This window comes from Vibrio sp. FF266 (assembly GCF_041439695.1).
Classification (GTDB): Bacteria; Pseudomonadota; Gammaproteobacteria; order Enterobacterales; family Vibrionaceae; genus Vibrio; species Vibrio tasmaniensis_A.
In genome coordinates this window covers 64,018-77,838 of the sequence record NZ_JBGOOO010000002.1, presented here as the reverse complement: position 1 = coordinate 77,838, position 13,821 = coordinate 64,018, and the positions used below count along the sequence as shown (strand labels likewise).

Here is a 13,821-nt window from a genome sequence, read left to right as displayed (position 1 = left end):
CCAAAGGACAATGACGTCGATTCAAACACACTTCTTTTACGGCATTAAACAAGCAAAATGACACGTTACTCAATCTTAAACAATCACCAGTTCAGTTACTATTTTGAGCCTTATTCTTGGCTGAATTTCACATTCCTCCGGCTATTTGTTGCAGTTTGAGAAGCGAGTCACAACAGAACGGCAGATTTAATTTTCTAGAAAAATTTAACGTAAAATAGGTAAGTGACCGAGATCTACAATTACATCACAGTAAGATAAGCCCCTATAATTAAAAGTCAAAAAGGTTAGTAATCACTTACAAGAGACCGCCACCACAAAACCAAATGCGAGTCACATCACCTTAACAATTGCGCACAAAAAACCACCAAAGCAAGCTATTTTGACGTTAATGACGTGGTGCTGTGTGTTTTTAACGTTTTTGACGGGAAACGAGTTTGATTAATTCATCGATAAGGTGTTTTCTTACTCCTGCCAAAGGCCTACAGGCCACTCTTACCACTTCTCAGAATCAAAGATGAATCTGGAGCAACGAAGAAGAGGTAGGCCTTTAACTAGAGTGTGTATCTACTAAATAATTAGCGACAGATAACATTCAATCCATTAGTGAAATGAAAGCAAATAGTAAGGAACAGCTATGCTTGCCAATATAAAAAAAACAGCAATAGCAACAGCAATTATTGCAACTGCTACAACAGGTTTTGCATCAGTAGCAACAGCTGCAGAGCGCAGCGAACTGACCGTTCACCCGAAAGAGTACACTACATTCGTACGTAACTTTAACCCGTACCTTGGTGCTACTAACCTACATACTACAACTGACTTCATGTACGAGCCTTTAGTAGTATTTAACGAAATGCACGGTAACACTCCGGTGTTCCGTCTAGCTGAAAACTTCAAAATGTCAGATGATCTGATGAGCGTTGTTTTCGACATTCGTAAGGGTGTTAAATGGTCTGATGGAGAAACTTTCTCTGCTGATGATGTTGTTTTTTCTTTCAACCTTGTAAAAGAGAAGCCAGAGCTTGACCAATCTGGTATCAACTCTTGGGTAACTTCTGTAGAAAAACTGAACGACAACCAAGTTAAGTTCACACTAACAGAAGCAAACTCAAACGTACCTTACGAGATTGCTAAAGTACCTGTAGTACCTAAGCACATCTGGAAAGACGTTAAAGATCCATCAACGTTTACCAATGAGAACCCGGTAGGTTCTGGTCCGTTTACAGAAATCGATACGTTTACAGCGCAACTGTACATCCAGTGTGCAAACCCGAACTACTGGGATGCAGATAACCTAGATGTTGACTGTCTACGTGTTCCACAAATTGCGAACAACGACCAGTTCTTAGGTAAAGTTGTAAACAGTGAAATGGACTGGACGTCTTCTTTCGTTCCAGATATCGATCGTACATACGCTGCAGCAAGCCCTAAACACCACTACTGGTACCCGCCAGCAGGTACACAAGCATTCATCGTTAACTTCAAGCACCCTGATGCTGCGAAGCATGAAGCATTGAGCAACGTTGAATTCCGTCGTGCTTTCTCTATGGCTCTTGACCGCCAAACTATCATCGACATCGCATTCTACGGTGGCGGTACTGTGAACGATTTCGCATCGGGTCTTGGCTACGCGTTTGAAGCTTGGTCTGATGAAAAAACTCACGACAAATACAAAGGCTTCAACACTTACAACGCTGAAGGCGCGAAGAAGCTTCTTGCTGACGCAGGCTTCAAAGATGTAAACAAAGATGGTTTTGTTGACACTCCATCAGGCAAATCTTTCGAACTAATGATTCAATCGCCAAACGGCTGGACTGACTTCAACAACACAGTTCAACTTGCGGTAGAGCAACTAAACGAAATCGGTATTAAAGCGAAAGCTCGTACACCTGACTTCTCTGTTTACAACCAAGCAATGCTTGAAGGTACATACGACGTAGCATACACAAACTACTTCCACGGTGCGGATCCATACACGTACTGGAACAGTGCTTACAACTCATCACTACAATCTGGTGATGGTATGCCTCGTTTCGCTATGCACTTCTACAAAAATGACAAGCTAGATGGTCTTCTAAACAGCTTCTACAAAACAGCTGACAAGAACGAACAGCTAGATATTGCACATGGTATCCAGCAAATTATCGCTGCAGACCAAGTGACTATCCCTGTGATGTCTGGTGCTTACATGTACCAATACAACACAACTCGATTCACTGGTTGGTGGAACGAAGAAAATCCAAAAGGCCGTCCAAACATTTGGGCTGGTATTCCAGAGCGTCTACTTCATGTACTGGACCTAAAACCAGTTAAATAAGTAATCGTTCAATCTTTGCGGCGTAACTTCTTACGCCGCTTATAAAAATCCCCACACTATCAATTGAAAGTATGGCGCTAGTCGTCAGGGGATTTTTCGTTCCAAATTTCGCTAGGAGCGACCTGAATCCAGAAACAGGGAAACAATCTGGGTGAGTAAGGTGTGAGTTATGGGTTATTTTTTAAGACGTTTGTCATTTTATTTTGTCGCGCTATTAGTTGCAGCGACGTTAAACTTTATTATTCCAAGAGCAATGCCTGGTGACCCAGTTACCATGATGTTTGCGAACGCTTCTGTTCAAGTTACTCCTGAGCGTATTGCGGCAATGAAAGAACTATTAGGCTTCGTTGATGGCGGCTTACTGGTTCAATACGGCGCATACATGAAGAACATTCTAAGCTGGGAGCTTGGTACATCAATTCAATTCTACCCACTTTCAGTAAATACACTGTTAGGTGGCGCATTCGGTTGGTCGCTATTCTTAGCAGGCACTGCCGTTATTCTTTCTTTCTCTATTGGTTCAATCCTAGGTATTTTTGCAGCGTGGAAACGTGGCAGCAAATACGATGCTTTTGTTACTCCAGGGATGCTTATTCTACAAGCCGTTCCTCAAGTTGTTATTGCCATGATTGCGCTGTTTACCTTCGCAATCGGCTTGAAATGGTTCCCAACAGGTTACGCCTATACCGCAGGTACGATTCCAGATTGGACAAGCTGGGCATTCATTAAAGATGTCGCTTACCACGCCTTCTTACCTTTGCTATGTGCATCTATTGTTCAAATTGGTGGCTTCCTAGTAAACATGCGTAACAACATGATCAACCTGCTAGCTGAAGATTACATCACCATGGCGAAAGGCAAAGGCCTGAGCGAAAACCGAGTGGTATTCAATTACGCAGCTCGTAACGCGATGCTACCAAGTGTGACAGCACTTTCTATGTCGTTAGGTATGGCAATCGGTGGTCAGTTAATTATCGAAATCATCTTTAACTACCCAGGTCTTGGCAGCGTACTTTTCAACGCAATTAACGCTCGTGATTACCAAGTACTGCAAGGCCAACTGCTTATCATGACGCTATTCATGCTGTTCTTTAACCTAGTTGCAGACATGCTTTACGTTGTTCTTGACCCTCGTCTTCGTAAGGGTGGTAAATAATCATGAAAGATATTCTAAAACTCATTTGGCGTAACCCGATGGCCTTAACCGGCGTCATCATCCTAAGTATTTTTATTCTTGGTGCTATTGCGGCTCCATTGATCACAAAACATGTGCCAGACAAACGTACAGGTAATCCACACGAATACCCTGGCTTCGTGGTTAAGTCTGCACAAACTAACCCGGATGGCTGGGTTGCTCAAAACCTAGCAGACGATCGTCGTACGTTGATAATATCTAAGAAGGCAGACCACGTACTGGGCACAACTCGTATGGGTCGTGACGTTTGGTCACAAGTGGTATACGGCGCACGCGTATCTCTTGCTGTAGGTTTTGGTGCGGGTCTTACCGTATGTTTACTAGCAACGGTTATCGGTGTTTCCGCTGGCTACTTTGGCGGCCGTGTCGATGATGTTCTGACAGCCGCAATGAACATCATGCTGGTTATTCCTCAATACCCATTACTGTTCGTAGTTGCAGCCTTTATCGGTGAGGCAGGGCCACTCACCATAACCTTGGTTATCGGCTTTATGTCCTGGGCTTGGGGCGCGCGTGTTGTTCGTTCCCAGACCTTAGCACTGCGTGAAAAAGAGTTTGTAAAAGCCGCTGAAGTTCTGGGTGAATCTTCATTCCGTATTATCTTCGTAGAGATTCTTCCAAACCTTATCTCTATCGTTGGCGCGAGCTTCATCGGCTCGGTGATGTACGCAATCATGATGGAAGCAACGATTTCGTTCCTAGGTCTTGGTGACCCGAACACAATCAGCTGGGGCATCATGCTTTACAACGTTCAAACCTCTTCATCAATGCTGATTGGCGCTTGGTGGGAACTGTTGGCTCCTTGTATCGCATTGACACTACTTGTAACTGGTCTTGCTCTACTTAACTTCGCTGTCGATGAAATTGCCAACCCGCAACTGCGTTCTCACAAAGGCATGAAGCGTTGGAAGAAATTAGCAGCACAAGACAAAGAAGAACGTGAACCTGAACTACCACCACAAAATGCACTTTGGAGCGGAGATAAATAATCATGTCTGAACCACTAATTTCTATCCGCAATTTATGCGTGGATTACATCACAGAGTCTGGCGATGTACGTGCGTGTAACAACGTAAGTTTCGACATTGCTCCAGGTGAAGTATTCGGCCTAGCTGGTGAATCTGGCTGTGGTAAATCAACTGTTGCTTTCTCTCTTATGCGTCTGCATAAGCCGCCCGCTTACATCAGTGGTGGTGAGGTTATCTTCAATGGTGAGAACATCCTTGAATACAGTGATGACCGTATGCAAGCGTTCCGTTGGAGCGAGATGTCGATGGTATTCCAGAGTGCGATGAACGCACTCAATCCTGTATTACCAATGGAAGAGCAGTTCTGTGACGTAATTATGCGTCACACCAACATGACTCGTGAGCAAGCTAAGCAACGCGCTGAAGGTCTACTTGAAATCGTAGATATTCACCCGAGCCGATTGAGTGACTACCCTCACCAATTCTCTGGCGGCATGCGTCAGCGCTTGGTTATTGCTATCGCTTTAGCATTGAATCCAAAGCTTATCATTATGGATGAGCCAACGACCGCACTTGATGTGGTTGTTCAACGCGAAATCCTGCAAAAGATCTATGCACTAAAAGAAGAGTTTGGCTTCTCGATTCTGTTCATCACCCATGACTTGTCATTGATGGTCGAGTTCTCTGACCGTATCGGCATCATGTACTCAGGTGAGCTCATTGAGGTTGCCAATGCTCAAGATATTCTAGAAAACCCTTACCACCCTTATACCAAAGGGCTGGGAAGTTCTTTCCCTCCACTAACAGGGCCAAAGACAAAACTAGCAGGCATTCCGGGCAACCCTCTGAACCTGTTAGAGATCCCTGAAGGGTGTCGTTTCCAAGCTCGTTGTGATCGTGTACATGAAACGTGTACCAAGGTGCCAACCAAGCTGCGTTCTATCGACCCGGGACATTTGTCTAACTGCCACCTGTACGGTGACCCAATAGTACAAAGGAAGCTATAGCTTGCACGCTGATTCAGCGTGAATAACGAATAAGGCGGCTCGACCGCCGAAATGCAAGCAAAGCGAATAAGGATTCTGGAGACAATTATGAGCAAAGATTTCGGTCAATTATTGGTAGAAGGCAAGAATGTCGTAAAAGACTTCCCAATAAGCAGTACCACAATTCAAACCCCAATGATGCGTGCGATTAACGACGTATCATTCAAGATGTATAAAAGTCGTGGCCTAGCTGTGGTTGGTGAGTCAGGTTCAGGCAAATCAACAACAGCAAAAATGATCGCAAAAATGTACGCACCTTCGGGCGGTACGATCGAATACAAAGGTCGTGATATCCAAGAGATCTCAAGCAGAAAAGATCTTATGCACTACCGTGAAGGCGTGCAGATGGTATGGCAAGACCCGTTTGGTTCCCTGAACCCAACACATAACATCTTTCACCACATAGCTCGACCATTGTTGATCCACAAAAAAGTATCTCCGGGCAACAAGAAAGAGTTACAGGAACGTGTGTACGATCTTCTAGAGCAAGTTGGCTTAGTGCCACCACAAGCAACGGCAGAAAAGTACCCTCATCAACTCTCTGGTGGTCAGCGTCAACGTGTCAACCTAGCCCGTAACATTGCAGTTGGTGCAGAAGTTGTATTAGCCGATGAACCAACATCGATGCTTGATGTATCGATTCGTGCTGGTGTTTTGAACCTGATGGAAGAAATGAAGTTTGAGAAACAAATGTCTCTACTTTACATCACCCACGATATCGCAACCGCTCGTTACATTGCTGAAGATCTTTCAGTGATGTACGTAGGACACATGGTGGAATGGGGCGATACCGATGATGTGATTGCTAACCCTCAGCATCCTTACACCCAACTGCTTGTTTCTGCGGTTCCAGATCCTAAAAAATCGATCCACGAACAACTCGCAGGCAACAAAGGTGAGATCCCTCTTTGGACACCAGTCTCTGCAGGTTGCCCATTTGCAGGCCGTTGCACTCATGCAATGGACAAGTGTAAAGAGCAGTTACCAGGGGTTACGCAGTTAGCTGATAACCACTTTGTGCGTTGTTACCTACACGAAAGCTAAGCAATAAAACCAAGTTAGGGTCTGCGGGCCCTAACTATTTATATCCAAAACATTTTATATCCAAAACATTCAAGTACCTAGCCAGTAGAAACTAGGACTGTCGGAGAATATTGATGCTGTTATTGACCAACCATATTGGCTACGAATCCACGGCTCCAAAGCAGGCTATTCTGCAAACGAAGAAAGCTCGCTTATCAAGTACGACTGCACTTTTGGTGTGTGCCGACAACCATATCACTGTCGGAAGTTTTGATGTGGTTAAACAAGGCCGCGTAGCAAATTGGCATCAAGGGCAATTCTTCACTATCGATTTCAGTTCATTCACTGAATCAGGTCGCTACTACCTACGTTTTGACAACCTACGCTCTGAAGTATTTGAGATTGGTAGCAACCTATTAATGAACCACACGTTTTCTGATGTGCTTCATTACTTTAAGTCACAACGCTGTGGCGGTAGTTTCGACAAAAAAGATCGACAAGCACAAATTATGGGCACTGACAGATACGTCGATGTTCATGGCGGTTGGTACGACGCATCGGGTGATGTAAGTAAGTACTTTAGCCACCTATCTTATGGCAACTACCTTAACCCACAACAAATTCCAATGGTCGTTTGGAACATGCTAAAAAGCGTGCGCTTGACTAGCAATAACTCAGACTTTCCTAAATTCTCTATGACTCGTTTAGTGGAAGAAGCCCTATTCGGTGCCGATTTCTTAGTGCGTATGCAAGACGCTGACGGATACTTTTACATGACGGTATTCGACAAGTGGAGTAAAGACATCAATCAACGTGACATCTGCGCATACGCCACTCAAGAAGGTAACAAATCAACGGACTTGCAAGCGGGCTACCGACAAGGTGCGGGCGTTGCTATCGCCGCATTAGCTGCTGCATCTGAACTTGAAACCTCGGGCAGTTACTCGAGCCAAACTTATCTTGAAACTGCCGTTAGCGGTTATTGGCACCTAAAAGAACATAACCTGCAGTACCTAAACGATGGCGAAGAAAACATCATCGATGAATATTGTGCCCTACTCGCTGCCAATGAACTGTACCGAGTAACAGAGGACGAGCAATACCTATCAGAAGCAAGAACTTGGGCTAGCCGCTTGATCTCTCGTCAGCAATCCGATGATTCAGTTACGCACTTCTGGTCGGCAAACTCTGATGGCTCTCGCCCCTATTTCCATGCTGCTGAAGCTGGCCTTCCTGTAATTGCTCTGTGCGAGTACATCGATAATGAAACTGACACTGAGTTGCAAGAACAAGCACGTGTGGTTGTTGAGCAAGCTTGTCAGTTCGAAATCAACATTACCGACAAAGTCATCAACCCATTTGGCTACCCAAGACAATACGTTAAATCTGTCGATGGTGATAAACGTGATGCCTTCTTCGTCGCTCAACAAAACGAAACTGGCTACTGGTGGCAAGGCGAAAACGCGCGTCTTGGCTCAATTGCGACCATGGCGTACTTAGTTCAACCACACATTCAAAATGCCGATCTTCAAAAGCGCTTAATCCAACTTTCACAAAACAGCCTTGATTGGATTTTAGGATTGAATCCTTACCACATGTGCATGCTTGATGGCCACGGTCATAACAACCCAGACTACCTACCACAGCTTGGTTTCTTCAATGCCAAGGGCGGGATCTGCAATGGCATAACGGCAGGGTTCGAAGACGAACAAGACATCGCATTCAACCCACCAGCACAGAAAGACGACATGCTTCAAAACTGGCGCTGGGGTGAACAATGGATCCCTCATGGGGCGTGGTATTTGCTAGCAACGGCTGCGCAATTCAACTTCCTAGCACAAAGTAAGGAGCAATAATCATGACGCTTTACTACGTAGGTATTGATGGTGGCGGCACATCTTGCCGTGCTCGCATTCGTGATGACCAAGGCAAACTCATTGGTGAAGCGAAAAGTGGAAGTGCCAACATCCTTTTGGGTGTCGATGTTGCAATGAGTTCAATTGTTGATGCGATTACTAAAGCCGCACAACAAGGGCAACTCAACTCTAACGATTTTTCTAATATGCATGTTGGTTTGGCGCTAGCTGGTGCTGAACAGAAGTCAGCATGGCTCGACTTCATGGCACAAGCACACCCTTTCGCAAGTATGACACTCAATACAGACGCCTATGGTGCATGTATTGGTGCACATAATAGCCAAGACGGCGCGATCATGATTGGTGGTACAGGTTCATGTGGTATCTACCTAAACAACGGCGAACAACACGTGGTTGGTGGTCGTGAATTTCCAATTTCTGACCAAGGCGGCGGCGCAGTGATGGGCCTTCGTTTAATTCAGCAAGTTCTACTCGCTGAAGATGGTATTCGTAACAAAACCCCACTGACTCAACATGTTATGAATCATTTCAATAATGATGTTGATGCGATCGTGGCATGGTCAAAAGGCGCGATTCCAAAAGATTACGGTCAATTCTCTCCCGTCATTTTTCAACTGGCAAATGAAGGCGATGAACTGGCTATAGAGATGCTTAAGCAGACTGCAGCCGATATCGAAATGTTTGTATTAGCGCTGCATCGAAAAGGCGCTGACAAGGTGTGCTTAATGGGAAGTATCGCTGAGCGTATTCTCAACTGGCTATCACCACCAGTACAACAATGGATCGTTAAACCTCAATTTGACGCTATCGAAGGCGCATTGATGTTTGCCGGCAAGTCACAACACAACTTGTATCAACAGGCTTAGCAGGGAAGTTATATGAATTATCGCATCGACTTAGCTGTTCTTTCTGAACAAAAAAATAACTGCCGATTTGGCCTTACGGTACATAATTTAAGTGACCTCGACGTAAAAGATTGGTCTCTGCATTTTGCATTTGACCGATTCATCCTTCCTGAGAGTCTATCGCAAGGTGAACTGACTCAAGTTGGAAGCTATTGCTCGTTCAAACCAAGTTCGCCCGTGTTAAAGGCCAATAACCATTACTACCTTGAATTCAGTATTCAAAGCGCCCCATTCCGCTTCTATTCTGATGGCCTTAATGATGCATTTATCCAATCACATCATGATGGAGAAACATCGGTACTGCCTGTCGCTATATCACCCATAGTACTGACTTCGCCATACCGTGAACGCAATCAAATACCTGAAGTCAACGCTTCTGAGATAGCATTGATTCCTCAACCAAATCAGATCGAACTCAAGCAAGGTAGTTTCGCGCTAAGCTGTGAATGCAAGATTGAGGTTCAATCTCACCTTGCAGATAAAGCCGTCTCTTGGTTGCAGCAAGAGTTACTTTCTACCTTTGAACTGTCGATTTCGAATGAGCTTTCAACTGAACTTTCAAAAGACGAAAGCGGCGACATTCTATTTCGCAGCAATCCAACATTAGACGAAGCAGAATACAAACTCCGCATTACTGAACAACAAATAATTGTTGAATCAGGTAGCCAGTCTGGGTTTACACACGCCGTGGCAAGTCTGATTCAATTGATTCAACAACTGGATGCCGAAAATTTTTCTATTCCATGCTGCAAAATCGCCGATCACCCTCGCTTTAAGTACCGAGGCATGATGTTGGACTGCGCGCGTCACTTCCACTCGGTAGAGCAAGTGAAGCGTTTAATCAATCAACTGGCGCACTACAAGTTCAACGTATTTCATTGGCACCTAACTGACGATGAAGGTTGGAGAATTGAGATTAAGAGCCTGCCTCAGCTGACTGAAATCGGCGCTTGGCGAGGTCCTGATCATGCATTAGAGCCACAATACACGCACCTTGCGGATAACTATGGCGGCTTCTACACGCAGCAACAGATTCGCGAAGTCATTGAATACGCAGAGCAACGCAGCATCACGGTGATCCCTGAGATTGACATCCCAGGCCACTGCCGCGCCGCGATAAAATCACTACCAGACATGCTAGTTGAGCAAGCAGACACCACACAATACAAGAGTATTCAGCACTACAACGACAACGTGCTAAATCCAGGTTTACCGGGTACTTACCAATTCCTAGATGCTGTGATTGAAGAAGTTGCAGAGCTTTTCCCTAGCGAATTGATCCACATGGGCGCAGACGAAGTACCACCCGGTGTGTGGACCAATAGCCCTGCCGCTCAAGCACTGATGAAAGAGCACCAGTACCAAGACAGCAAAGATCTACAAGGTCACCTATTCCGCTATGCCGAAAACAAACTCAAGCAACTCGGCAAGCGCATGGTGGGCTGGGAAGAAGCACAGCACGGCGACAAGGTGAGCAAAGAGACCATCATCTATTCATGGCTCAGTGAAGAAGCCGCTATCAATTGTGCTCGCCAAGGCTTTGATGTGGTGCTGCAACCAGCACAGTTTACCTATCTCGACATGACCCAAGATTATGCACCGGAAGAACCGGGCGTAGATTGGGCTGCCGTTATCCCCTTAGAACAAGCTTATACCTACGAAGCCCTCGCTGAGATATCCGACACCGATCCAATTCGTAAGCGGATCCGCGGAATTCAGTGTGCTCTATGGTGTGAGATCGTTACCAATCAAAAGCGCATGGATTACATGGTATTTCCAAGAATTAGCGCTTTAGCTGAAGGATGTTGGACACATAAAAACAACCGAAACTGGCTAGATTACCTATCTCGCCTAAAGGGCCACCTGCTATTACTCGACAGACTCAATGTTGATTATCGCAACCCTTGGAAAGCTGAATAAAACGAAACCAAAGCACACTCAAGTCGAGTGCTTGCTTCCCCTGATTAAGGTGCTCAGTCAGATTCGACTCAGCATCATTATTTAAAAATTAGCTGCATAGATGCAGTTTGTTAAAAAGGAAATGACAATGAAATACGGCTATTTCGATAACGATAATCGCGAATACGTCATCACTCGCCCTGATGTACCAGCACCTTGGACCAACTACCTAGGTACTGAAAAGTTTTGTACCGTGATTTCGCACAATGCTGGCGGCTACTCGTTCTACAATTCTCCGGAATACAACCGTGTTACTAAATTCCGTCCAAACGGCACCTTCGACCGTCCAGGACACTATGTTTACCTACGTGATGATGAGACGGGTGATTACTGGTCTATCTCTTGGCAACCAGTGGCAAAGAGCCTAGATGAAGCGAACTACGAAGTTCGTCACGGCCTGTCATACTCAAAGTTCAAATGTGAATACAGCGGTATTACAGCAACTAAAACGCTATTCGTTCCTAAAGGTGAAGATGCGGAAGTTTGGGACGTCGTGCTGAAGAACAACACTGACAAGCCAAGAACCATCAGCACTTTCTCATTTGTTGAGTTCTCGTTCAGCCACATCCAATCGGATAATCAGAACCATCAGATGTCTTTGTACTCTGCGGGGACGTCTTACCAAGAAGGTGTTCTTGAATACGACCTGTACTACAACACTAACGACTTTGAAGGTTTCTACTACCTAGCTTCAACTTTCTCACCAGACAGCTACGACGGCCAACGTGATAACTTCCTTGGCATGTACCGTGATGAAGCGAACCCAATTGCCGTTGAGAACGGTAAATGTTCTAACAGCGCTCAAACCTGTTACAACCACTGTGGTTCTCTGCACAAGCAATTTACTATTCAGCCGGGTGAAGAAGTTCGCTTTGCTTATGTACTCGGTATCGGTAAAGGAAACGGCGAGCGCCTACGTGAAAAGTACCAAGACACAGCCAACGTCGATGCCGCTTTCCAAGGTATCAAAGATCACTGGGACGAGCGTTGCAACAAATTCCAAGTTAAGTCTCCAAACGAAGGCTTAGACACAATGATCAACACATGGACGCTATACCAAGCGGAAACCTGTGTTGTTTGGTCTCGCTTTGCATCCTTCATTGAAGTGGGTGGTCGTACTGGCCTTGGTTACCGTGATACTGCGCAAGATGCGATTTCAGTACCTCATGCCAACCCACAAATGACTAAGAAACGTATTATCGACCTGCTTCGTGGCCAAGTGAAAGCCGGCTACGGTCTACACCTATTCGATCCAGACTGGTTCGATCCAGAGAAAGCAGACGTTGAGCCATCGAAATCACCAACGGTTGTTCCAACGCCTTCAGATGACGATAAGATCCACGGCATTGAAGACACCTGTTCTGATGATCACTTATGGATCGTTCCGACCATCATCAAATATGTAATGGAAACAGGTGAACACGACTTCTTTGATGAAGTAATTCCATACGCAGACGGTGGCGAAGCGACCGTTTACGAACACATGAAAGCGGCACTGAACTTTTCTGCAGAATACGTGGGGCAAACAGGTATCTGTAAGGGCCTTCGTGCAGACTGGAATGACTGTTTGAACCTTGGTGGCGGTGAATCTTCAATGGTTTCATTCCTGCACTTCTGGGCTCTACAAGAATTCCTAGACCTAGCTAAGTTCCGCAATAACGATGCTGACGTTGCTAAATACACAGAAATGGCCGCGAACGTACGTGAAGCCTGTGAAACACACCTATGGGATGACGAAGGTGGCTGGTACATCCGTGGTCTAACAAAAAATGGCGACAAGATCGGTACCGCTCAACAAGCTGAAGGTCGTGTACACCTTGAGTCAAACACGCTAGCGGTTCTATCTGGCGCGGTTTCTCAAGAGCGTGGCGAGAAAGCGATGGACGCTGTTGATGAGAACCTATTCTCTGAATACGGCTTGCACCTAAATTCTCCTTCATTCGCAACACCAAACGATGATATCGGCTTTGTGACTCGCGTTTATCAAGGCGTAAAAGAGAATGGCGCAATCTTCTCTCACCCGAACCCATGGGCTTGGGTAGCAGAAGCGAAGCTAGGTCGTGGTGACCGTGCGATGAAATTCTACGACGCACTGAACCCGTACAACCAAAATGACATGATTGAAACACGCTACGCAGAACCATACTCGTACGTGCAGTTCATCATGGGTAAAGACCACCAAGACCACGGTCGTGCAAACCACCCTTGGTTAACAGGTACGTCGGGTTGGGCTTACTTTGCGGTAACCAACTTCATTCTTGGTGTTCGCACAGGCTTTGAAGGCTTAACGATTGATCCTTGTATCCCGACTGATTGGCCGGAATTCGAGGTTACTCGTCAATGGCGTGGCGCGACTTACAACATCACAGTGCAAAACCCGAATGCAGTAAGCAAAGGGGTTACCTCTATCACTATCAACGGTGAGTCAGTTGAAGGTGCAATCCCAGTACAAGCAGAAGGCAGCGTGAACGATGTTGTCGTTGTTCTAGGCTAGTCACTTAATTTAACGAACAGCTCTTGCCTCAAGTCTT

The 13,821-nt window shown here is 45.6% G+C and carries 9 protein-coding genes; all 9 read left to right on the top strand.

Annotated features, from left to right (window positions below; translation table 11 throughout):
• Positions 1-634 precede the first annotated feature (634 nt).
• Complete coding sequence (locus ACED59_RS02125; protein ID WP_009847561.1) at positions 635-2,317, top strand: ABC transporter substrate-binding protein; 1,683 nt, start codon at positions 635-637, stop codon at positions 2,315-2,317.
• Positions 2,318-2,486: 169 nt separating this feature from the next.
• A complete protein-coding gene (locus tag ACED59_RS02120) occupies positions 2,487-3,473 on the top strand; it encodes an ABC transporter permease (protein WP_009847562.1) in 987 nt (328 codons plus the stop codon).
• A 2-nt stretch (positions 3,474-3,475) separates the two neighbouring features.
• On the top strand, positions 3,476-4,501 hold the full coding sequence (locus tag ACED59_RS02115) for an ABC transporter permease (protein ID WP_017097317.1): 1,026 nt from the start codon (positions 3,476-3,478) through the stop codon (positions 4,499-4,501).
• Between the two features lie 2 nt (positions 4,502-4,503).
• The gene (locus tag ACED59_RS02110; protein ID WP_009847564.1) at positions 4,504-5,487 is read left to right on the top strand and encodes an ABC transporter ATP-binding protein; all 984 of its coding nucleotides are present in this window, start codon (positions 4,504-4,506) and stop codon (positions 5,485-5,487) included.
• Positions 5,488-5,574: 87 nt separating this feature from the next.
• A complete protein-coding gene (locus ACED59_RS02105) occupies positions 5,575-6,570 on the top strand; it encodes an ABC transporter ATP-binding protein (RefSeq protein ID WP_009847565.1) in 996 nt (331 codons plus the stop codon).
• 113 nt (positions 6,571-6,683) lie between these two features.
• Positions 6,684-8,405 (top strand): glycoside hydrolase family 9 protein, encoded by a 1,722-nt coding sequence (locus ACED59_RS02100; protein WP_017097319.1) that lies wholly within the window; start codon positions 6,684-6,686, stop codon positions 8,403-8,405.
• Between the two features lie 2 nt (positions 8,406-8,407).
• Complete coding sequence (locus tag ACED59_RS02095; protein ID WP_017097320.1) at positions 8,408-9,292, top strand: N-acetylglucosamine kinase; 885 nt, start codon at positions 8,408-8,410, stop codon at positions 9,290-9,292.
• 12 nt (positions 9,293-9,304) lie between these two features.
• Positions 9,305-11,251, top strand: coding sequence for a beta-N-acetylhexosaminidase (locus ACED59_RS02090; protein WP_017097321.1), 1,947 nt, complete (start codon positions 9,305-9,307; stop codon positions 11,249-11,251).
• Positions 11,252-11,378: 127 nt separating this feature from the next.
• The gene (locus tag ACED59_RS02085) at positions 11,379-13,784 is read left to right on the top strand and encodes a GH36-type glycosyl hydrolase domain-containing protein (RefSeq protein ID WP_017097322.1); all 2,406 of its coding nucleotides are present in this window, start codon (positions 11,379-11,381) and stop codon (positions 13,782-13,784) included.
• Positions 13,785-13,821 lie beyond the last annotated feature (37 nt).